At 71.1% G+C, this 21,590-nt stretch carries 22 protein-coding genes; 4 read left to right on the plus strand and 18 right to left on the minus strand.

Translation table 11 applies throughout. From position 1 onward, the window contains the following. Window positions 1–253: 253 nt before the first annotated feature. The 8 genes from ACFVGW_RS02710 to ACFVGW_RS02745 all read right to left on the minus strand — a co-directional run bounded on the left by ACFVGW_RS02710 (window position 254) and on the right by ACFVGW_RS02745 (window position 8,126). A complete protein-coding gene (locus tag ACFVGW_RS02710; RefSeq protein WP_385850434.1) occupies window positions 254–1,153 on the minus strand; it encodes an IS5 family transposase in 900 nt (299 codons plus the stop codon). Window positions 1,154–1,174: 21 nt separating this feature from the next. Next, the gene (locus ACFVGW_RS02715) at window positions 1,175–2,191 is read right to left on the minus strand and encodes a TIGR03842 family LLM class F420-dependent oxidoreductase (RefSeq protein ID WP_385850435.1); all 1,017 of its coding nucleotides are present in this window, start codon (window positions 2,189–2,191) and stop codon (window positions 1,175–1,177) included. 12 nt (window positions 2,192–2,203) lie between these two features. Beyond that, complete coding sequence (gene hydA / locus ACFVGW_RS02720; protein WP_385850436.1) at window positions 2,204–3,607, minus strand: dihydropyrimidinase; 1,404 nt, start codon at window positions 3,605–3,607, stop codon at window positions 2,204–2,206. A gap of 28 nt (window positions 3,608–3,635) precedes the next feature. Beyond that, window positions 3,636–4,916, minus strand: a complete 1,281-nt coding sequence (locus ACFVGW_RS02725) for an aspartate aminotransferase family protein (RefSeq protein WP_385850437.1) — start codon at window positions 4,914–4,916, stop codon at window positions 3,636–3,638. After that, on the minus strand, window positions 4,913–5,755 hold the full coding sequence (locus tag ACFVGW_RS02730) for a nitrilase-related carbon-nitrogen hydrolase (protein ID WP_383219779.1): 843 nt from the start codon (window positions 5,753–5,755) through the stop codon (window positions 4,913–4,915). Before ACFVGW_RS02730 ends, ACFVGW_RS02725 begins: the two co-directional genes overlap by 4 nt. A gap of 250 nt (window positions 5,756–6,005) precedes the next feature. Next, complete coding sequence (locus tag ACFVGW_RS02735; RefSeq protein WP_385850438.1) at window positions 6,006–7,352, minus strand: UL36 very large tegument protein; 1,347 nt, start codon at window positions 7,350–7,352, stop codon at window positions 6,006–6,008. A 121-nt stretch (window positions 7,353–7,473) separates the two neighbouring features. Beyond that, window positions 7,474–7,854 carry a PPOX class F420-dependent oxidoreductase gene (locus ACFVGW_RS02740; protein WP_385850439.1) on the minus strand — a complete coding sequence of 127 codons (381 nt, stop codon included), beginning with the start codon at window positions 7,852–7,854 and terminating at the stop codon, window positions 7,474–7,476. Window positions 7,855–7,874: 20 nt separating this feature from the next. Next, a complete protein-coding gene (locus ACFVGW_RS02745) occupies window positions 7,875–8,126 on the minus strand; it encodes a helix-turn-helix domain-containing protein (protein WP_385850440.1) in 252 nt (83 codons plus the stop codon). A 33-nt stretch (window positions 8,127–8,159) separates the two neighbouring features. Here ACFVGW_RS02745 and map point away from each other — a divergent pair, with 33 nt between their 5' ends. Further along, window positions 8,160–8,927: a type I methionyl aminopeptidase gene (map, locus tag ACFVGW_RS02750; RefSeq protein ID WP_385850441.1), complete on the plus strand. Its 768-nt coding sequence runs from the start codon at window positions 8,160–8,162 to the stop codon at window positions 8,925–8,927. Window positions 8,928–8,942: 15 nt separating this feature from the next. Here map and ggt read toward each other — a convergent pair whose 3' ends face one another. Beyond that, a complete protein-coding gene (gene ggt, locus ACFVGW_RS02755) occupies window positions 8,943–10,748 on the minus strand; it encodes a gamma-glutamyltransferase (protein WP_385850442.1) in 1,806 nt (601 codons plus the stop codon). Between the two features lie 104 nt (window positions 10,749–10,852). On the opposite strand from ggt, the gene ACFVGW_RS02760 reads away from it, so the two are divergent. Continuing rightward, on the plus strand, window positions 10,853–11,629 hold the full coding sequence (locus tag ACFVGW_RS02760; RefSeq protein WP_385850443.1) for a hypothetical protein: 777 nt from the start codon (window positions 10,853–10,855) through the stop codon (window positions 11,627–11,629). Here the strand turns inward: ACFVGW_RS02760 and ACFVGW_RS02765 are convergent. Then, window positions 11,601–12,839, minus strand: a complete 1,239-nt coding sequence (locus tag ACFVGW_RS02765) for a cytochrome P450 (protein WP_385850444.1) — start codon at window positions 12,837–12,839, stop codon at window positions 11,601–11,603. The genes ACFVGW_RS02760 and ACFVGW_RS02765 overlap by 29 nt on opposite strands. Window positions 12,840–12,886: 47 nt before the next feature. After that, entirely contained in the window at window positions 12,887–13,504 is a 618-nt protein-coding gene (locus tag ACFVGW_RS02770) for a hypothetical protein (protein ID WP_385850445.1), read from the minus strand. Between the two features lie 185 nt (window positions 13,505–13,689). Here ACFVGW_RS02770 and ACFVGW_RS02775 point away from each other — a divergent pair, with 185 nt between their 5' ends. Further along, window positions 13,690–14,862: an Ig-like domain-containing protein gene (locus ACFVGW_RS02775; RefSeq protein ID WP_385850446.1), complete on the plus strand. Its 1,173-nt coding sequence runs from the start codon at window positions 13,690–13,692 to the stop codon at window positions 14,860–14,862. Between the two features lie 123 nt (window positions 14,863–14,985). After that, entirely contained in the window at window positions 14,986–16,539 is a 1,554-nt protein-coding gene (locus tag ACFVGW_RS02780; RefSeq protein WP_385850447.1) for an alpha/beta fold hydrolase, read from the plus strand. A gap of 52 nt (window positions 16,540–16,591) precedes the next feature. Here ACFVGW_RS02780 and ACFVGW_RS02785 read toward each other — a convergent pair whose 3' ends face one another. The 7 genes from ACFVGW_RS02785 to ACFVGW_RS02815 form a co-directional block, all read right to left on the minus strand. Beyond that, window positions 16,592–17,464, minus strand: coding sequence for an amino acid ABC transporter permease (locus ACFVGW_RS02785; protein ID WP_385850448.1), 873 nt, complete (start codon window positions 17,462–17,464; stop codon window positions 16,592–16,594). After that, complete coding sequence (locus ACFVGW_RS02790) at window positions 17,461–18,105, minus strand: amino acid ABC transporter permease (protein WP_385850449.1); 645 nt, start codon at window positions 18,103–18,105, stop codon at window positions 17,461–17,463. Before ACFVGW_RS02790 ends, ACFVGW_RS02785 begins: the two co-directional genes overlap by 4 nt. A gap of 16 nt (window positions 18,106–18,121) precedes the next feature. Next, the gene (locus tag ACFVGW_RS02795) at window positions 18,122–19,039 is read right to left on the minus strand and encodes a glutamate ABC transporter substrate-binding protein (RefSeq protein ID WP_385850450.1); all 918 of its coding nucleotides are present in this window, start codon (window positions 19,037–19,039) and stop codon (window positions 18,122–18,124) included. A 17-nt stretch (window positions 19,040–19,056) separates the two neighbouring features. Then, complete coding sequence (locus ACFVGW_RS02800) at window positions 19,057–19,386, minus strand: ATP-binding cassette domain-containing protein (protein WP_385850451.1); 330 nt, start codon at window positions 19,384–19,386, stop codon at window positions 19,057–19,059. 152 nt (window positions 19,387–19,538) lie between these two features. Next, the gene (locus ACFVGW_RS02805) at window positions 19,539–19,973 is read right to left on the minus strand and encodes a DUF6278 family protein (protein WP_385850452.1); all 435 of its coding nucleotides are present in this window, start codon (window positions 19,971–19,973) and stop codon (window positions 19,539–19,541) included. Window positions 19,974–20,079: 106 nt separating this feature from the next. Further along, window positions 20,080–20,859 carry an exodeoxyribonuclease III gene (locus ACFVGW_RS02810; protein WP_385850453.1) on the minus strand — a complete coding sequence of 260 codons (780 nt, stop codon included), beginning with the start codon at window positions 20,857–20,859 and terminating at the stop codon, window positions 20,080–20,082. A 65-nt stretch (window positions 20,860–20,924) separates the two neighbouring features. Further along, window positions 20,925–21,557, minus strand: a complete 633-nt coding sequence (locus ACFVGW_RS02815) for an MBL fold metallo-hydrolase (protein ID WP_383219749.1) — start codon at window positions 21,555–21,557, stop codon at window positions 20,925–20,927. Between the last annotated feature and the right edge of the window lie 33 nt (window positions 21,558–21,590).

Here is a 21,590-nt window from a genome sequence, read left to right on the forward strand (position 1 = left end):
CTACGTCGGTGCGCGATTGCGAGAGCGTGGCGGCGTAAGCCCGACGAGGGCGATGTTCGCTCGGCTGCCGGCGTGGATGAAGAGGTCGGACAATCGCTCGGAGGTGCTGGCCGGCCTGGAGACACTGCGGGAGCTGGCCAAACGGACGGCACCTGCCGACCGCTCCGATGTCGCCTTCGGGCGCGGTGACCGCCCCCGAGCGCACAGGAGCACGTACTTTCGGGGCGGCCCCTACGAGTCCTGAAAGCCCCGGTCACAGCCATTCGTTGATGGCTGCGACGAGGACGGTTGCCTCGTAGCGGACCGCGAGCTTGTCATACCGCGTGGCGACGGCGCGGTGTCTCTTGAGGCGGTTGATCCCGCACTCGACCGCGTGGCGCTGGCGGTAGTCGGCCGGGGCGAAATGCGGCGGCCGACCGCCACGGGAGCCGAGCTTCTGGCGGTTGCGCGCCTGCTCGGCCTTTGTCCGGGATGGTGCAGCGGATCCTGCGGCGGCGCAGGTAGGAACGGTTCTTGCGGGAGGCGTACGCCTTGTCAGCCCGCACTCGATCAGGACGGACGCGCGGTCGGCCCGGCCCGATGCGGGGAACACGGACTTCTCCAGCACAGGTTCGAACTGCGGCGAGTCCCCCCGCTGCCCTGCCGTGACCACGATCGACATGGGCTTTTGGCCCTGCTCGACGGCCAGGTGCAGCTTGGTGGTGAACCCGCCGCGCGACCGTCCCAGCCCGTGATAACCCGGCTCGGTGGACACGCCACCCGGCGGTTCCTTCTGCAGTTCACCCTGCTTCCGAGCCCCAGCCGCATGCTGATGAGCGCGGCACACCGTGGAGTCGACGCTCAGGTCCCACACGATCGCACCCTTCGCGTCGGCCAGGGACTGGAGCCGGGTGAGGACTTGGTTCCAGGTGCCGTCCCGCTGCCACCGGCGGAACAAGTCGTAGACCCGGCCCCACGCCCCGTACTCGACGGGTACGTCCCGCCACGGAACACCGGTCCGGACCCGGAATCGTATGCCGTCGATCAACTGCCGCCGAGGCCAGACGGGCAGCCGGCCTGTCCTCGTGCCCTTCGGCAACAACGGCTCCAACACCGCCCACTGCTCGTCCGTGAGATCTCCCCGCCACATGAACCGAGACCATTCATCGCTCAAGATCCACTTTCGATACACGGCCTACGACGTGAGGACCGGGATGATGTCGGAGCCGTACGCGTCGATCGTCACCTCCCGCGCGTCGTGCATGTTGTAGACGGCGAACTGGTCGACGCCGAGCTCGCGGAGCGTCCTCAGCTTCTCGACGTGCGCCTCGGCCGGGCCGAGGAGACAGAAGCGGTCGACGATCTCGTCGGGGACGAAGTCCGTGGAGGGGTTTCCGGCGCGGCCGTGGTGACTGTAGTCGTAGCCGTGCCGGTCCTTGATGTACGCGGTGAGCGCGTCCGGGACCATGCCGGAGTGCTCGCCGTACTTGGCGACCAGGTCGGCGACGTGGTTGCCGACCATGCCACCGAACCACCGGCACTGGTCGCGCGCGTGGGCCAGCGCCTCGGGCGAGTCGTCGGCGGTGACGTACGCGGGGGCGGCGACGCAGATCGTGAGCGCGTCCGGGTCGCGGCCCGCGTCCACCGCCGCCTGACGGACCGCCTTGACCATCCACTCGGTGAGGAAGGGGTCGGCGAGCTGGAGGATGAAACCGTCCGCCTTCTGTCCGGCGAGCGCCAGCGCCTTCGGACCGTACGCGGCCATCCAGACCGGCAGCTTCCCGCCGGCCACCCAGGGGATGCGGATCGGGTTGCCGTCCACGACCGCCTCGCGGCCCTCGGCGAGGTCGCGGATCACGTCGATGGCCTCGCCGAGCCTGGCCAGGGTGTTGGGCCTGCGCCCGGCGACGCGCATGGCGGAGTCGCCGCGGCCGATGCCGCACACGGTCCGGTTGCCGTACATGTCGTTGAGCGTGGCGAAGGTGGAGGCCGTCACCTCCCACGTCCGCGTCCCCGGATTCGTCACCATCGGGCCGACGTGGAGCTTGGTGGTGTGTTCGAGGATGCGGCTGTAGATGACGAAGGGCTCCTGCCAGAGCACGGCGGAGTCGAAGGTCCAGCCGTAGCGGAAGCCGTTGCGCTCCGCGCGGCGCATCAGGCCGACGACTTCGGAGGCGGGCGGGTCGGTCTGCAGGACGAGTCCGAAGTCCACGTCGTGGTTCTCCTAGTTCAGGTACTGACAGGTGGATCGCGGGGTGAAGGCGCCGTGTCCGGCGCGCCCGGTGAACTTCCTCTGGTCGATGACGAGTTCGCCGCGGGAGAGGACGGTCTCGACCTGGCCGGTGACCGTCCTCCCCTCGTACGCCGAGTAGTCGACGTTCATGTGGTGGGTCTCCGCCGACAGCGTCTGGACGGTGTGCGGGTCGTAGATCACGACGTCGGCGTCCGCGCCCGGCGCGATCGTGCCCTTCTGCGGGTACAGGCCGAACATCCGGGCCGGTGTCGCGCAGGCGATCTCGATCCAGCGGCGGCGGCTGATGTGCCCGTCGACGACGGCCTGGTGGAGCAGGTCCATGCGGTTCTCCACGCCCGGGAGCCCGTTGGGGATCTTGGAGAAGTCGCCCCGGCCCAGGTCCTTCTGGCCGACGAAGCAGAAGGGGCAGTGGTCGGTGGAGACCACCTGGAGGTCGTTGGTGCGCAGCCCGCGCCAGAGGGCCGCCTGGTGCTCCTTCGGCCGGAGCGGTGTCGAGCAGACGTACTTGGCTCCCTCGAAGTCCGGCTCGGCGAGGTTGTCGGTGGAGAGGAAGAGGTACTGGGGGCAGGTCTCGCCGAAGACCGGCAGACCCTTGTCCCGGGCCGCCGCCAGCTCCGCGACCGCCTCCTCGGCCGAGACGTGGACCACGTACAGCGGCGCCCCGGCGACCCGTGCGAGCTGGATCGCCCGGTGGGTGGCCTCGGCCTCCAGGAGGACCTTGCGGACCTCGCCGTGGTAGCGGGGGTCGGTCTCGCCGCGGGCCAGGGCCTGTTCGACCAGGACGTCGATGGCGATGCCGTTCTCGGCGTGCATCATGATGAGCCCGCCGTCGTCGGCGGCCTGCTGCATCGCCCGCAGGATCTGGCCGTCGTCCGAGTAGAAGACCCCCGGGTAGGCCATGAACAGCTTGAACGAGCTGACGCCCTCCTGGACGAGCCGGTCCATCTCCTTGAGCGTCGACTCGTTGACGTCCGACATGATCATGTGGAAGCCGTAGTCGATGGCGCACTGCCCGTCCGCCTTGGCGTACCAGGCGTCGAGCCCCTCGCGCAGGGAGCGGCCGACGCTCTGGACGGCGAAGTCGACGATGGTGGTCGTGCCGCCCCAGGCGGCGGCCCGGGTGCCGGTCTCGAAGGTGTCGGAGGCGAAGGTGCCGCCGAACGGCAGCTCCATGTGGGTGTGCGCGTCGACGCCGCCCGGGATGACGTACCGGTCGGTGGCGTCGAGCGTGCGGTCGGCGGTCCAGCCGGCGGCCGCGTCGGAGCCGTGCGCGGCGAGCGCGGCGATCCGGCCGTCCTCGATCAGGACGTCTGCGTGGATCTCGTCGGCGGCGGTGACGACGAGGCCGCCGCGGATGAGGGTGCGGGTGGTCACGGGTGTCCCCCTGACTGGATGCGGTGAACTACAGGGAACGGAGGGCCTGTTCGAGGATGTCCGCGCCCTCCTCGGCCTCGGCGACGGTGAGGGAGAGCGGCGGGGCGATCCGCAGCGAGCTGGTGTTGTGACCGCCGCCCTTTCCGATGAGCAGCCCGTTCTCGCGGGCGGACTCCAGGACGGCTGCGGCCGCCGCCGGGTCGGCCTCGTCGGTGCCGGGCCGGGTGAGTTCGATGCCGATCATCAGGCCGCGGCCGCGCACCTCGCGTACGGCGTCGATGCCGGCGCCGACGGCCCGCAGCCGCTCGATCAGCAGCCCTCCGACGCGCCGGGCGTTGCCCTGCAGGTCGTGTTCGAGGAGGTAGCCGAGGTTGGCGAGCCCCGCGGCCATGGTGACCGGCGAACCGCCGAAGGTGGAGATGGAGTTGGCGTCGAGACAGTTCATGATCTCGGCGCGGGCGACGACTCCGCCGACCGACATGCCGTTGCCGATGCCCTTGGCGAAGGTGAGGATGTCCGGCGGGCCGGCCTCGCCGTGCGCCTGCCAGCCCCAGAAGTGGTCGCCGGTGCGGCCCCAGCCGGTCTGCACCTCGTCGGAGACCCACAGGATGCCGTGCCGGTCGAGGACGCGGCGGAAGGCGGCGTAGAGCCCGTCGGGCGGGGAGGTGAAGCCGCCGACGCCCTGGATGGGTTCGGCGATCAGCGCGGCGACGTCACGGGTGTGCCCGAGGAGGTCCTCGAGGTCGGCGACGCAGGCGTCGATGAACCGCTCGTCGCTGTACTGCGCGTACGGTCCGCGGGTGCGGACGCCGCCGTGCACGTAGAGGGTCTGGAGCGGGGAGAGGCCGGTCGGCGACCAGGCGCGGTTGCCGGTGATGCCGACGGTGGAGAAGGAGCGGCCGTGGTAGCTGTTGCGCATCGCCAGGATCTGGTTGGAGCGGCGGTAGGCGGTGGCGAGCAGCAGGGCCGTGTCGTTGGCCTCGGTACCGGAGGTGGTGAAGAAGACGCGGGCGTCGGGGATGCCGGAGAGGGCCGCGATCCGTTCGGCGAGCTCCACCATGGGCCGGTTGAGGTAGAGCGTGGAGGAGTGGATGATCCGGCCGGCCTGCTCGGCGACGGCCTTGGTGACCTCGGGCACGGCATGGGCGGTCATGGTGGTGAGGATGCCGCCGAAGAAGTCGAGGTACCGGGTGCCCTCGGCGTCCCAGACGTGACGGCCCTCGCCGTGGGTGATCTCGATCGGGTCCTTGTAGTAGAGGGCGACCCAGTCGGGGATCACGGCGCGATGGCGGTCGTACAGGCCGGTCACGGCTGCACCAGCCCGTCGTAGGCGTCGGGGCGTCGGTCGCGGTAGAAGGCCCACTGCTGGCGGACCTCCTCGATGACGCCGAAGTCGAGGTCGCGGACGACGAGTTCCTCCGTCTTGTCCGAGGCGGTGTCGCCGACGAACTGGCCGCGGGGGTCGACGAAGTAGCTGGTGCCGTAGAAGTCGTTGTCGCCGTACTCCTCGATCCCGACACGGTTGATGGCGGCGACGAAGTACTCGTTGGCGACCGCGGCCGCGGGCTGTTCGAGCTGCCAGAGGTAGGAGGAGAGGCCGCGGTGGGTGGCCGACGGGTTGTACACCAACTGGGCGCCGTTGAGGCCGAGTTGACGCCAGCCTTCGGGGAAGTGGCGGTCGTAGCAGATGTAGACGCCGACCTTGCCCACGGCGGTGTCGAAGACCGGCCAGCCGAGGTTGCCGGGGCGGAAGTAGTACTTCTCCCAGAAGCCCTTGACCTGGGGGATGTGGTGCTTGCGGTACTTGCCGAGGTAGGAGCCGTCGGCGTCGATGACGGCGGCGGTGTTGTAGTAGAAGCCGGCGCCCTCGACCTCGAAGACGGGGACGACGATCACCATGCCGGTCTCGCGGGCCAGCTCCTTCATCCGCGTGACGGTCGGGCCGTCCGGGACGGGCTCGGCCCAGCGGTAGTGCTCGGGTTCCTGGACCTGGCAGAAGTAGGGGGCGTTGAAGACCTCCTGGAACCCGATGACCTTGGCGCCCTGCCGGGCCGCCTCACGGGCGTGCTCCTCATGCTTGGCGATCATGGATTCGGTGTCGCCGGTCCAGGTCGCCTGGACGAGTGCGGCGCGTACGACGTCGGTCATGAGCTGCTCCTTCGGCGCGGCGTCAGAGAGCCTCTACGCACGTAGACACGGTGCGTAGGAGGAGAACGTAAGCCCCGTCACACCCCGGAGCAAGACCACCGCCGTGAACCGCCGGAGTCGATCATGTTTCATACCCGACTGGTCCATGTCGGACACGCACCGACACGATCGGGTTGATGTACGAGCGGTTGTCGCCGGTCACGCGGCGCGCACGGATCCGGGTCGGATCCGGCTCGCGGCCGGGTCCGGGTCAGGCGCCCGCGAGGCCCGCCACGCGCAGCGCGTGGACCAGGTCGCGACCGAGGGCCGGGGAGATCGCGGCCGCGGCGGTGCGGAGTTGGGGGATCAGTATGTGCGGGTCGGCGGCGGCGAGCTGGGCGGCGTCCTCGGGCGTACGGACCCGGAGGAAGGCCGTGAGCAGGGCGTGGGCCTCGCGGTGGTGCCCTTCGGCGTGCAGCGCGGCGCACGCGCCCGCCAGTTCACCGGCCGGGCGGGCGATTCCCTGGCGAAGCAGCCGCTCGCAGTCCTCGGACCGGCCCGCGTCGGCGAGCGCCCCGGCGACGGCGGCGAGCCGCTCGGGCGGCAGCAGGGCCGCCTCCCACAGGAGCGTGGACCAGTCGGCGCCGAGGCCGGCCCGGTGCAGCTCCGCGGCGAGCGCGGGGAGCCAGCCGGGCGGCCCGGAGACGGCCTCGCAGAGCAGTGCGTGCGCCTCGCCGCTGCGCCCCTGGGAGCGGAGCCGCTGGAGCGCGTAGACCGCGTTCCCGGCCGCGCGCTCCGCGTCGGCTGCCGGAGCGGGAACGGGGTCGGAGGCGGGAGCGGGGTCGGAGGCGGTGGTGGGAGCGGGATCGGAGGCGACAGGCGCCTCGACTCCGCCGAACCGCGCCCCGCGTGGCGCCGCGCCGGCCACCGGCAGGTCGGGCACGGACACAGGGACCGGTACGCCCTCCCCGCCGGACTCGGCCCCGCCGAGCCAGGCATACCGCGCACCACGCGCCTTCCGCCGCGACGCGGGGGCGGGGGCGGAGGCGGCCTCGGGGGCGGTGCCGGGCGCCGGCCCCGAGCCCGTTCCGGACGCGGAGCCGGAGGCGGGCGGTGGCGGGCGGTCGTCCGGGAGTGCCGCCAGGCGGGCTGTGAGGTCTGCGATGCGGGCGGTCGCGCGGGCGTGGTCGTCCCGGGTCCAGGCCAGTACGCCGTCGATCCGGTCGCCGTCCGGGGTGCCCCGCGCCTCCCTCAGCGCGGCGTCCAGCTCCCGGGCGCGGGCCTCGGCGTACCGCAGCTCGCGCTCCATCACCTCCAGGCGCCCGCGCAGTGCCTCCGCCCCGCCCGGCCGCCGGTCGTGGGCCGCCGCGGCCGCGCCGTGCAGGGCCCGCGCCCGGGTGGCCTGCGGCCCGGACGCCGGCTCGCCCAGGTCGTGGAGCAGCGACTCCACGACGTCCCAGGGCAGGATCTCCGTACCGTCGAAGCAGGCCCGCAGGCCCTCCGGGTCACGGCTCGCGAAGACGCCGTACCAGCCTTGGCCCGGCACCAGGCTCGCCGCAAGGCCTCTGAGGTAGCGCGCGAACGCGCCGACTTCCGCCGGGAGTTGATACACCGTCATACCGCCCGCACCGCCCGCGCACTCGACTGGGCCCTTCCGGTCCGGGGGTATTCGACCCCAGTCGTGTTACGGGACGGCTACGGACTGTTTTCGTCCGCCGCCCGCTCCGATGGCGAACGGGTCAGAAACTCACCGCTATCCCGGTGTGCGGCCGCTTGCCCAGCCGGGCGATCGTCGCGGGCCAGTCGACGAGCCAGAACTGCCAGGTGTACTTGCGCGCGAGGAGCTTGCGGACCCGTCGCAGCTCCTCGCCCTCCAGGAGCCGGCCGGAGCCCTCCAGGCGCACCGCGTCCTCCGCGACGTTCCCGCGCACGTCGCATACGGCGACGACGGTCCGCGGGTCGTTCCGCAGCCGCTTGACCTTCCAGGAGTCGGTACGGGTCCAGGCGTACAGCTCGTCGCCCTCGACCGCGTACCAGACCGGCGTGGCGACGCCGGTGCCGTTCCGGCGGAAGGTGGTCAGACTGACGTAGCGGCCGCGCCGCAGCTCCTCGGGAATCATGACGCCGAGCCTAGGGGGTGTCAGACCGGCGCCATCGCGCACCGGGTGACGAGGGCGTCCATCGAGAGGCCGAGGACGCTCGCGAGGGCCGCGACGGTGAAGAAGGCGGGGGTCGGGGCCCGCCCGGTCTCGATCTTGCGGAGGGTCTCGGCGGAGAGTCCCGCGGCCGCGGCGATCTCGACCATCGAGCGGCCTCCACGCGCCTCGCGCAGGATGCGGCCGAGCCGCTCGCCGCGCTCGCGCTCTTCGGGGGTCAGGGGTGTGCGCACCATGCCCACCATTGTAATACCGGTATAGTAATGGGCATGGTGGAGATCAAGACGGACGAATCCCTGCGGGCCATGCGCGACGCCGGGCGGGTGGTCGCCGAGGCGCTGGCGGCCGCACGGAAGAAGGCGGCGCCCGGCGTGACGGCGAAGGAGCTGGACCTGGCGGCACGGGAGGTCCTCGCGGCGGCCGGAGCCGGCTCGCCGTTCCTGGACTACCACCCCGAATGGGCGCCCGTGCCGTTCCCGGCGGTCGTCTGCGTCTCGGTGAACGACGCGATCGTGCACGGCATCCCCGGCGAGCACCGTCTCGCCGACGGAGACCTGGTCTCCCTCGACTGCGGGGCCCTCCTCGGCGGCTGGGCGGGCGACTCCGCCGTCAGCTTCACCGTGGGCCGGGCGCGCCCCGAGGACACCCGGCTGATCGACACGGCCGACGCCGCGCTGGAGGCCGGCATCGGCGCGGCCGTCGTCGGCAACCGGATCGGCGACATCGCGCACGCGATCGGCCGGGTCTGCCGGAGCGCCGGGTACGGGATCCCCGACGGTTTCGGCGGCCACGGCATCGGCCGGGCCATGCACGAGGACCCGGGCGTGCCCAACGAGGGACGCCCGGGCCGGGGCATGCCGCTCCGGCACGGCATGGTCCTCGCGATCGAGCCGATGCTGATCGGCGGCGGCGGGGACGACCACTACACGGCGCGGGACGGCTGGACGGTCCGCACGATGGACGGCTCCCGCGCCGCCCACGCCGAGCACACGGTGGCCGTCACGGACGACGGCCCCCGGATCCTGACGGCCCTGTAGGGCGACGGGCGGGACCTATCCCGCCGGCCGCACCACCATCGCCGAGCCGCCGCCGCGCCGCACCTTCTCGGCCGCGGCGATCCACCGGCCGTCCGGCAGCCGCTGGACGCCGGTGGCCGCGCCGATCTCCGGGTTCTGCCGGAAGCCGTGCCCGATGGCCTCGAGTTCGGCGCGCAACGGGCTGTTCCACAGGGCCGGTTCCAGCTCCGTCGTCGCCTGGTTCCGCTGGCTGGCGCGCGGGGCCGCGATGGCCTCGACGAGGGGCAGGTCGCGGTCCACGACGCCGGTCAGCGTCTGGAGCACGGTGGTGATGATGGTCGCCCCGCCCGGGGAGCCGAGCGCGAGCACCGGCCGGTCGTGGCGGTCGAGGACGATCGTCGGGGAGATCGACGAGCGGGGGCGCTTCCCGGGGCCGGGGAGGTTCGGGTCGTGGACGGCCGGGTTCGCCGGGGCGAAGGAGAAGTCGGTCAGCTCATTGTTGAGGAGGAAGCCGCGGCCCGGGACGGTGATCCCGCTGCCGCCGGTCGACTCGATGGTCAGCGTGTACGCGACGACGTTGCCCCACTTGTCGGCCACCGTGAGGTGCGTGGTGTTCTCGCCCTCGTACGTGGTCGGTGCGGCCGTGCCCCCGCTCGCGCAGGCCACCGGGTCGCGCGGGTCACCCGGCGCGAGGGGGCTGGTGAGCGCGGCGTCGTCGCGGATCAGGCACTCCCGGGAGTCGGCGTACCGCTGCGAGAGGAGCTCCCGCGTCGGCACGTCCTCGAAGGCCGGGTCGCCGACCCAGCGGCCCCGGTCGGCGAAGGCGATCCGGCTCGCCTCGATGAAGCGGTGGAGATAGGCGGTCTGCGAGGCGGCGGAGAGGTCGGTGCGCTCCAGGATGTTGAGCGCCTCGCCGACGCTCGTGCCGCCGGACGAGGAGGGGGCCATCCCGTAGACGTCGAGGCCGCGATAGGAGACCTTGGTGGGCCGGCGCCGTTCGGTCTCGTACGCGGCGAGGTCCCGTTCCGTCAGATCGCCGGAGCGGACCACCCGCGTGGCTCCCTCCCGTACCGGAGGCTTCCGGACGGTGTTGACGATGTCCCGGGCCAGCGGGCCCCGGTAGAGGGCGCCGACGCCGTCGCGGCCCAGCTTGTCGTACGTACGGGCCAGGTCGGGGTTCTTGAAGACGGAGCCCACGACAGGGAGTTGCCCGCCCGGCAGGAAGAGCGCGGAGGAGGCCGGGAAGTCCCGGAAGCGGGCCTCGTTCGAGGCCGCCTGGGCACGGAACGTCGCGTCGACGGTGAAGCCGTCGCGGGCGAGGCGTTCGGCCGGTTCGAGCAGGGTGCGCAGCGGTTTGGTGCCCCAGGCGTCGAGCGCGGCCTCCCAGGTGGCGGGGGTGCCGGGAGTGCCGACGCCCCTGCCGCTGGTCATGCCCTCCTCGAACGGGATGGGTGCGCCGTTCTCCACGAAGAGGTTCGCGTCCGCCGAGGCCGGCGCGGTCTCGCGGCCGTCGATCGTGCGGACGGTCCGTGTCCTGGCGTCGTAGTGGACGAAGAACCCGCCACCGCCGATGCCCGCCGAGTACGGCTCGGTGACGCCGAGGGCCGCGGCCACGGCGACGGCCGCGTCGACGGCGTTGCCGCCCTTGCGGAGCACCTCGATGCCGGCGGCGGAGGCGTCGGCGTCGACACTGGCGACGGCTCCGCCGTACCCGACGGCGACGGGTTGCTTCACGGGGGGCGGTGGTGGCGTGGGGCCGGCCGGTGGCGCCGCGGCCCCCACGGAGAGCACCGTCACGGCGACGGCGAGCAGAGAGACCTTCCGAGTGGTGGAGCGTCCCACGTGTACCTCCAGTCAACGACCGTCCGCGCAGCGTAACTTCCGCCCCGCCCTCGCGTCAGGACCGCCTCGAACACCGGTGCGCCGTGCCGCTAGCATGCGCCCCCATGAATGAAGACCTGCGCAATGTCGTGCTGGGGGTCCTGGCGACCGGAGTCAGCGCCTCACTGGGCTGGCTGGCCCGGACCTTTCTCTGGCGCCGCAAGCTCCGGCGCAAGCAGGCGTTCTTCGGCCTGACCGACGGTTCCGAGTGCCTGCTGGTGATGAACCGCAAGGCGGGCGGCGAGCGGACGGTGCACAACGTCGACGTCTCCGCCCTGCTCGAACTCTCCGCCCTGATCAAGGACTGCGGGGCGCGGCCGGCGATCGTGCAGCACGACGAGGCACGCCAGGGTCTCGGGGACCGCGCGGAGTTCTGCGTCGGCGGACCGTCGTCGAACCGCCGGATGGCGGCGCATCTCACGTCCCTGCTGCCGGGCTTGACGATGACCGTGGATCCGGACGCGGCCACGCACCGGGGGCAGGTCACGGTCGGGGGCGAGACGTACCGGCTCACGAAGGGGATGACCGAGTACGTGGTCCTCGCGCGCCTCACCGGAGGGGACGGAGGGCGGCCGGTGTTCCTCTTCTGCGGGCAGACCGCGGTGACCAACCAGGCAGCGGCGCGCCATCTGGCCAAGCATCACGAGAAGTTGGCGCGCAAGTACGGCACCGGGCCCTTCGTGCTGCTCCTCAAGGTGGTCAACTCCGACGCGTACGGCCCCGATGTGGTGGAGCTGGTCGCCGATGTCACGCGGGCGGCGCGGACCGAGCCGCCCCGGCCGGCCGAGCCCGCCGGGCCGGCAGAAACCCCTGCTACCGCACCCGAACCGGCAGGTTCTTGACGCCGTTGATGAAGTTGGAGACGAGGCGCCGGGGCGGTGCGGTGAGTGTGAGGTCGCCCAGGGTGTCGCGTACCTCCTCGTGCAGGACGCGGAGCTGGAGCCGGGCGAAGTGGGCGCCGAGGCAGACGTGCGGGCCCTCGCCGAAGGAGACGTGCGGGTTCGGGGTCCGGTCCAGGTCGAGGCGGTGGGGGTCGGTGAAGACGCGTTCGTCGTGGTTGGCGGAGGCGTGGAAGACGACGACCTTGTCACCTGCGGCGACGGGCCGGCCGGCCAGTTCGGTGTCGCGGACGGCGGTGCGGCGGAACGAGAGTACGGGCGGGTGCCACCGCAGCAGTTCCTCGACGGCCCGTTCGACGCCGGTCCCGCCGTCCCGGAGCCGCCGCCGTTCGTCCGGGTGCTCGGCGAGGGCGAGCAGCCCGCCGGGGGCGGCACTGCGGACCGTGTCGTTGCCGGCGACGGTCAGCAGGAAGAAGAACATCTCCAGTTCGGCGGGGAGGAGTTCGGAGGTGGCGAGCGTGGTCATGATGTCGTCGGCGGGGTTCTTCCGCTTGTACGCGGCGAGCTCCTGGGCGTAGTCGAACATCTCGGCGAGCATGGCGGGGGACCGGGGATTGACGGGCCGGCCCCGGTCGCCGAGGACGGGCGGCTCGTCGGGGTCCTGGTAGGCGATGACCCGCTCGGTCCAGCCGAGCAGCAGGCCCCGGTCGCTCGCGGGTACGCCGAGCAGGTCGGTGAGGTTGAGGAGCGCGTAGTCGTCGGTGACGGCGTGGACGAGGTCGACCTCGGGGCCGGCATCGAGGGCTGCCTTCAGCAGTTCACGGGCGCGCGCCCGCGCGGTCCCGGCGAACCGCTCGATCCGCCCGGGCGTGAAGGCGCGGCTGACGAGCCGCCGCAGCCGGCCGTGGTGCGGCGGGTCCTGGTTGAGCATCATCCGCCGGATGAACGGCAGATCGGCCGGGTCGGGGTCGCGGATCTGGGTGGCGCCGAGGTACGAGGAGTAGGCGGTGGAGTCCTTGAGCACCCGTACGACGTCGGCGTGGCGCGTCACGGCCCAGAACCCGGTCCCGGCGGGCCAGCCGAGGACCTCGTACTCCTCCTGCCAGGCGACGGGCCACCGCTCACGCAGCGCCCGGAAGGCCTGGTGGGGAACCCCCTCGGCATAGATCCGGGGATCGAAGACATCGGGCACGCCACGGTCGTCGCTGTCCACGCCCCCAGCTTGGTGCGCCGGCCGCCGGAATTCCAGGTCCGGAAGGATCAGGTCTCCCCGGCACGGGTCCACAGGGTGAGGTCACTGCTGGTCGCGACGGCGAGCGTCCGCCCGGAGGGCGAGAACCCGACGGCACGCAGTTCCGACCAGCGGGAGTGGAAGACGTGCCACCACGTATCGCCGTGCTCGTCACGGTGGAACATGCCCCCCGGGGCGCTCAGCAGGACCCGTTCGTTCGGCCAGTCGGGGCCGACGACTTCGACGTGCCATCCGCCGGGAGCGGTGGTGTGCAGCCCTCCTCCGTAGAGTCCGGCGATCCGCACACGCGTCCCGGCGAGCGGCCCGAGCCCCGGGCAGGAGAGGTCGGGTCCGGCCGGGAGGTCGTCCTCGCCCTCGGGGTCCGGGTCCCGCGCGATCCGCTCCCCGGTGGTGGCGTCGAACAGCCCGTGCCCGTTGTGCGAGACGGCCATCACGAGGTCTCCCCCGCTCTCGGGATCCACCGCGAACCCGATCCCGACGAGACCGCCGACGGCCGCGCACGGCTCGAAGACGGGGCGCCACGGCGCGGGCGCCGGCACCTGAGGGGCGGCCAGGATCCGGTCGCGCAGTTTCTGTTGGTACGGAGTGAGTCCCGGCATCGCCGGGCCGTGGGAGGAGGGGGGCATGGCGCCGATCGAGGGTCGAGGGAGGGCTTGAGCCGGGCCCATCATGCAGGTCGGAGCCGTGCCACCGGGCGGCGGGGTCGCCCATGTCACATCCGACATCGGCGAAATAGTCCACATATTCGGAACCGATCACGGCCACCGGCACTCTCACCCCGCGTAAGAGATCACCACCGGAGGTCGTCCCCGTGAACCGCATACCCGTGCCCGCCCTGCTCGTCACCGCCGCCCTGACCCTGGGGCTCTGTGCGTGTTCCGGTGGATCGGGCGGGGCGGGCGGTCCGGGGGGTGACGACAAGCAGGCCGCGCCGAAGACGCGGATCTCGGTGAACCTGACCGGGGACGAGGCCCGGGCCGGGGAGCCCGTCACCGTGACGCTGGCCGAGGGCGAGCGGCTCAAGGAGGTGAACGTCACCGACTCCAAGGGCGCCCGGCTGGAGGGGAAGGTGGCGGCGGACGGGAAAAGCTGGACGTCCACGCGGCGGGCGGCGCCCGGGACGGCGTACGCGATCGAGGCACGGGACGCCGCCGGGGGCAGCGCGAAGGCCGCGTTCACCACCGCCGCCCCCGACAAGGTCAACAAGCTGACCCTGGCCCCCGGGAAGAACACCACCGTCGGCATCGCCCAGCCGCTCTCGATCGTGTTCGACCACCCGGTGAAGAACAAGGCGGACGTCGAGAAGCACCTCAAGGTCACCACCTCGAACAACACCGAGGGCTCCTGGGGCTGGATGCAGGACTGGTCCGGCAAGGACCGCGTCGACTGGCGGCCGAAGGAGTACTGGAAGTCCGGGACGAAGGTGACCCTCGACGCCACGCTGAGCGGGATCGACTCCGGCGCCGGCGGCTGGTTCGTACGCGACTACACGACGACGTTCTCGATCGGCCGTAACCAGCTGGTCAAGGTGGATCTCGACAACCACCGGCTCACGCTGCTGCGGGACGGCCAGACGGTCAAGGACGTACCCATGTCGGCCGGCACGCCGGGCGGCGAGAAGGCGTCCTGGCGCGGGAAGACCGTCCTGATGTCGAAGGAGGGCACCATCAACATGCGTTCCGAGACCGTCGGCCTCGGCGACGCGTACGACAAGATGGTCGACTACTCGATGCGTCTGACCTGGTCGGGGATGTACGCGCACGCGGCCCCCTGGAACGCCGCGTACTTCGGCAGCGCCAACAGGAGCTCGGGCTGCATCGGGATGAGCGACGCGAACGCGCGGAGTGTGTACGACGCGGTGCAGGTGGGCGACCCCTTCGAGATCACGGGCTCCGACGCCAAGGGGACGCAGGCCCTGAACAACGGCTACGGCGAGTGGAACCTCTCCTGGGCCGAGTGGCAGGCCAAGAGCGCGCTGCGCTGATCACGCGTTCAACAATCGTTACCCTCGCGTAACTTACCGACCAGTTACCCCAGGTAAGTCTGGCCGGTTACCGTCGGGTCACTTTGCACTGTCCCCACCAGTGACACGAGTGAGGAGTGACCCGTGCGTACATCTCTCGCCTTCGCCGTCTCGGCCGCCCTGGTGGCCGGGACGGCCCTCGGGCTCGCCCCCGCCGCCCACGCCGCGGAGTCCGGCACGTCCGTACGCTTCGTCGACATCGCCGGCGACGGCGGCACCGTCCTCAAGGCCAATGTCGTCACCCCCGCCGGTGCCGACGGCTCGGCCCGCTACCCCGTGATCGTGCTCCCCACCAGCTGGGCGATGCCCCAGATCGAGTACCTGGCCCAGGCCCAGAAGCTCGCCGACTCCGGCTACGTCGTGGTGAGTTACAACTCGCGCGGCTTCTGGCAGTCCGGTGGCCAGATCGAGACCGCGGGGCCCAAGGACATCGCCGACGCGTCCAAGGTCATCGACTGGGCCCTGGCCCACACCCCCGCCGACCCCGCGAAGGTCGGTATGGCGGGCGTCAGTTACGGCGCCGGAATCAGCCTCCTCGCCGCCGCGCACGACGACCGCATCAAGGCCGTCGCGGCCCTCAGCGGCTGGGCCGACCTCATCGAGTCCATCTACAGCGGCCGCACCCAGCACGTCCAGGCCGCAGGGCTGCTCGGCGGCGCGGGCTACCTCACCGGCCGCCCCGGACCCGAACTCCAGCAGATCCTGGGCGACTTCCTCTCCTCGAACCTCGCCAAGGAGGGGGAGATGATCGAATGGGGCAGGAAGCGCTCCGCGGTCACCTACCTCGACCGGATCAACGCCAACGGCGCCGCGATCATGCTCGGCAACGCCTGGGGCGACACCATCTTCCCGCCCAACCAGTACGCCTCCTTCTACGAGAAGCTCCAGGGCCCCAAGCGCCTGGAGTTCCGCCCCGGCGACCACGCCACCGCCGAGGCCACCGGTCTGCTCGGGCTGCCCAACGACACCTGGACGAGCGCCCACCGCTGGTTCGACCGCTATCTCAAGGGCACCGACAACGGCATCGACCGCGAACAGCCCGTCCAGCTCAAGTCCCGTTCCACCGGCGGCTACGAGGGTTACCCGGACTGGAAGTCGGTCGGCGCGGACGAGCGGAAGTTCGCGCTCGGCGGCACCCAGCGGATCTGGGCGAACGTCGACTCCGGTGCCAACGGTGGCGTCGTGTTGCTCACCAACCTCCTGGACCAGCTGTTCAGGACCCCGCCCGTGGCCTCCGTCCCTCTCCTCCCCCGCGCCTTCGCCGGCGTGTGGCAGTCCGAGCGGTACGCGACGCCCCAGAAGGTGCGCGGCACGGCGAAGGTGCACACCACGGTCACCTCCACCAAGGAGAGCGGCACCCTCGTCGCGTACCTCTACGACGTGGGCCCGCTCGGCCTCGGCAAGCTGGTCAGCAATGCCCCGTACACCTTCCACGGGAAGACGCCCGGCACACCGTTCGGTGTCGACCTGGACCTGTTCTCCACGGCCTACGACGTGCCCGCCGGACACCGTCTCGCCCTGGTCGTCGACACCGTCGACCCGCTCTACATCGAGCACAACCCGACCGGCGCGCAGCTGACCTTCTCCTCCCCGGAGTCCGACCCCTCGTACGTGGCGGTTCCCCTGCGGAAGGAGTGATCACCGGCTGCTGCCGGGCGGGCATGGCTCCCTGCGCGCTGCTGCGCGGCGGCTAGGGCCCCTTGGCGGGGCCCCCGCCCGGCAGCAGCGTCCCTGGTTCGGCCGGAGCGAGGTCGACGGCCTGTGTCTTGGGACTGCGCCCTTCTCTCCCGGCCACCCAGGTGGCGAACCAGGAGAGCAGGACGCACATCCCGATGTAGATCGGCGAGATGACCAGGACGACGGGGATGAACGGCAGGTCGTAGTCGAGGTTCGACGCGATCAGCTTGCCCGCGTGCAGGAACTCCTCGTACGTGATGAGGAAGCCGAGCGAGGTGTCCTTCAGGGCCACCACCAGCTGGCTGATGATGGCCGGCAGCATGGCGCGGACGGCCTGCGGCACGAGGACGTAGGTCATCACCTGGGTCTTGCGCATACCGAGCGCGTAGGCCGCCTCCCCCTGGCCGCGGGCGACCGAGCGGATTCCCGTACGGAACACCTCGGCGAGCACCGAGCCGTTGTAGAGCGTCAGTCCGGCGACCAGTGCGGGCAGCGGCTGGACCTTGAGCGCCACGAAGATGAAGAAGATCACCACCAGGACCGGCATGGCGCGGAAGAACTCGGTCAGCAGCGTCGAGACCCGGCGGAACACCGCGCGCTCCGAGAGGCGTCCGGTGGCGAGCACCGCGCCGAGCGCGAGCGAGAGCACGGAGGCGTACGCGAAGGCCTTGAGCGTGTTCCCGAGGCCGCGGAGCAACAGCTCCTGGATGCCGACGTATTCGAAGGGGGACCACTTGGTCGCGGTGAACTGGCCGGTGTCGAAGAGGAGATGGAGGACCCAGCCGGCCAGCGCGACGGTCACGACGGTCGAGATGACGCCGTAGAGCAGATGGCGCCTGCGGGTGGTCGGTCCCGGGATGTCGTAGAGGGCGGTGGACTCGGTCATCGGGCGACTCCCCAGCGCTTCTCCAGGACGTGGAAGACGGCGCTGATGGTGAGGGTGATGATGAGGTAGCCGACGGCGATCCAGACGAAGGTCCAGATGATGTTGTAGCCGAGTTCGCTCAACGCCTTGTAGGTGCCGAGGAGTTCGTTGACGCTGAAGGCTCCGGCGATGGCGGAGTTCTTGGCGAGTGCGATCAGTGTCGAGCCGATGGGCGGGATGACCGAGCGGAAAGCCTGCGGCAGGACGATGGCCTTCAGGCTCTGGCCGAAGGTCATGCCGAGGCTCCGGGAGGCCTCTCCCTGGCCGCGGGGCACGGTGTTGATGCCGGACCGCAGCACCTCGCAGATGAAGGCCGAGGTGTAGCAGCCCAGCGCGAGGACCGCGAACAGCTCGAAGGGAAGCACGATCCCGAAGCGCGGCAGGCCCAGCATCACCGTGAAGAAGAGCAGGGTGAGCGGGGTGTTGCGCAGGATGGTGACCCAGACGGCCCCGAAGACCCGGAAGGAGCCGACCGGTGCGACCCGGAAGGCGGCCATCACGAAGCCGAGGACCAGGGCCAGCGCCGAGGAGTAGACGGTGAGTTCGACCGTGCCGAGGAAGCCTTCGCCGTAGAGCGCGAAGTTCTGTGTCAGGACGTCCATGCCGGGTTCGCCCTCCTCAGCTCGCCGGGTAGCGGTCGATGGCGGGCGGCCGCGGGGCGGGCACCCCGGAGAGGCCGAGGGTCAGGTCGTACGCCTTCGTCCAGTCGCCGTTCCTCTCGTGGACCGCGAGCGCGTCGTCGAGGGCGAGGCGCAGCGCGTTGTCGTTCCGGGGGACGCCCACGCCGTACGGCTCCTTCGAGAACGGCCTTCCCGCGACCTCGAGTTCGTCGGGGACCTTGGCCGCGTAGCCCATGAGGATCGTGTCGTCGGTGGTGACGGCGTCGACCTGGTAGGTGAGCAGGTTGTCGACGCAGACGGAGTAGGCGTCGTAGGCGACGAGTTCCGCCTCGGGGTGGTCCTTCTCGATCCGCTGGTACGGGGTGGAGCCGGCGGCCGAGCAGACGCGCCTGCCGTCGAGGTCCTGCGGCCCGTCGATGCCCTTCTCGCCGGTGCGCACCAGGAGCGACTGGCCGGCCATGTAGTAGGGACCGGCGAAGCCGACGAGCTTCTTGCGGTTGTCGTTGATGGTGTAGGTGCCGACGTAGTAGTCGATCTGGCCGTTCTGCAGGGCGGTTTCGCGGTTGGCCGAGGCGACGGTCCTGAACCGGATCGAGGCCGGTTCGAAGCCGAGCGAGGCCGACAGCATCCTGGCAATCTCGATGTCGAAGCCCGAGTACCGTCCGGTGGCCGGGTCCTTCTCCCCCATGTAGGGCTGGTCCTCCTTGGCTCCGACGACGAGGTGGCCGCGCTTCCTCGCCTTCTCCCAGGTCGGCGAGGACGGCAGCCGGAACGCCGACTGGACCTGGTAGACGGGGAGTTCGTCCGGCTGCGGACCCTTGACGGGCGGGCTGCCCTCCTTGCCGCAGGCAACCAGAGCGGTGGCGGCGACGGCGGCCAGCGCGAGGACGGTGAGGTGGCGTCGCGTACGGTGCATCGTGTCCGGCCCCCCGCTCAGCGCTTGAGGATCTTGGACAGGAAGTCCTTGGCGCGTTCGCTGCGCGGGCTGGTGAAGAACTCCTCGGGTGTGCGGTCCTCGACGATGCGGCCGTTGGCGAGGGCTCGCGCGATCGCGACCCGCTGCTGCTGACCGCCGGAGAGCTGGGCGGGGATTTTGTCCGCGTGCGCGGCGAGGCAGAGCGTCGACTTACCCGATCCGGACGGGCCGATGACCACGACCACCTCCCCGCGGCCGACGGTGAGAGTGATCCCCTGCAGCACGTGCAACGCGCCGTAGTGCTTGTTGACGTCACGTAGCTCGATCAACGGATCGGCGACCGCCATACGCTCCCCTGCCCCCTTCGCGGCTCTGTCGAGGTCAGCGCAAACTATCCACCCCAAAAGGGACTTCACGCTCGACACGCATAAACACGGCATAAGCCGTATTTACTGCAAGGGGGTGGCGCGCGGCCGGCAGCGGAGCGGTGCGGCAGCGGTCAGAACTCGGCAGCCTCCCCGTACACCTGGGAGAGTTCGGGCGATCCGCTCATGGCCCAGTCGAGCCCCGCCTCGACCACGTTGATCTCACGCCCCGAGGCCAGCCGCACCACAGGCTGACCGCCGGGCCACACCTGCCAGCTCGAGCCCGGCACGTTCCGCACGATGACGGTGCCCAGATAGAGCCCGGCGTCGTTGCCCAGCCAGGGCAGCTCCTCCGGATCGTCGCGCCAGCGCGGCGGGAGCTGGTCGAGGGCGGCGAGCGAGCGCGGGGTGTCGTCGAGCGTCACCCCTGCGTCCTGGACTCTGGCGCGCAGCAGCTCGCACTCGGCGAGCAGCTCACCCACTCCCTTGGGGTCGCGATCGAAGGCCGCGGCCAGGGAATGCTCGGCCTCATGCCTCTTGCGCCAGTTGTCCAGGAACGGGATGTTCATCCGAACAGCGTCGCATTTCACCCTCCCGTGGCACCACCCGGCGCGCGGAGATCGTCTACGGGGGGGGCGGGACCCGATGCCGTCTACGGGGGCGGGTCCCGAAGTCCTAGACGTCCAGGTCGACGACGACCGGGGCGTGGTCGGATGCGCCCTTGCCCTTGCGCTCCTCGCGGTCGACGTAGCTGTCCTTGACCGCGTCGGCGAACGGCTTGTTGCCGTACACCAGGTCGATGCGCATGCCCCGGTTCTTCGGGAAGCAGAGCTGGCGGTAGTCCCAGTACGTGAAGGGGTGGTCGTACTTGAGGGGGCGCGGCACGACGTCCGTGAGGCCCGTCTCGCGGAGGCCGGCCAGGGCGGCACGCTCCGGTTCGGTGACGTGCGTGAGGCCCTCGAAGGCCGCCCGGTCCCAGACGTCGTCGTCGGTCGGCGCGATGTTGTAGTCGCCGAGGACGGCGAAGGGCCGCTCTCCCGCCGCGTCCTCGGCGACGGCCGCGCGGAGCGCGTCCAGCCAGCGGAGCTTGTACGCGTAGTGCTCGTGGGCGACCTCGCGGCCGTTCGGCACGTACACCGACCAGACGCGGACCGGGCCGCAGGTGGCGGAGATGGCCCGGGGCTCCTGCAACGTCTCGTAGTCGGGGCCGTCGGTCAGTCCGGTGACGACGTCCTCCAGGCCGACCTTCGAGATCAGCGCCACGCCGTTCCAGCGGCCGGTGGCGTTGACCACGGACTCGTAGCCGAGCTCGCGCAGCTGGTCGGCGGGGAACTGCTCGACGGTGCACTTGGTCTCCTGGACGCACAGCACGTCCGTGCCGGTGCTCTCCAGCCAGGCCAGGAGTCGAGGCAGGCGGGCGGTGATCGAATTGACGTTCCAGGTCGCGATGCGCATGTGCGTAAGCCTAACGGCGGGGTGTGACAGTCACCGGTCCCCGCCCGTCGCGCACCGCCGGTGGATCACAGCTCGGTGGAGTCCCCCGGGGCCAGACGGCCGTGGTCCGTGCCGCCGAGCTGCCCGATCTGCCGGTCGTAGATGGGCCGGGCGAGGTCCGTGAGCAGGGCGTCGTGGATGTCGAAGGCGCGGCGCGGCTTGACCTCCCGTACGTAGTCGATGACCTCGGCGATCTTGTTCCAGGGGGCCATCACCGGGAGCATCAGCGTGTCCACCGGGTGCTCCGGCACGGTCAGCGCGTCGCCCGGGTGGAAGACGGCGCCGTCCACGAGGTAGCCGACGTTGGTGATCCGCGGGATGTCGGGGTGGATCACGGCGTGCAGCTCTCCGTGGACCTGGACGTCGAACCCGGCCGCGGTGAAGGTGTCGCCGTGGCCGACGGTGTGGACGCGGCCGGGGAAGGCGGCCGAGAGCTTCTCCGCGACGCTCCGCAGCGTCCAGATCTCGGCCGCCGGGTTGGACTCCAGACCGGCGCGCAGCCGGTCCTCGGCGAAGTGGTCCGGGTGCTCGTGGGTGACGAGCAGGACGTCGGCGCCGACGGCGGAGTCCTGCTCGCTGAACGCGCCCGGGTCGATGACGAGCGTCCGCCCGTCCTTCTCCAGCCGGACGCAGGCGTGGGACATCTTCGTCAGCTTCACAGGACTTCCCCTCACGACGGGCCGCTCCGGCCC

It is taken from the genome of Streptomyces sp. NPDC127129 (genome assembly GCF_042671585.1).
In the GTDB taxonomy this organism is placed as follows: domain Bacteria; phylum Actinomycetota; class Actinomycetes; order Streptomycetales; family Streptomycetaceae; genus Streptomyces.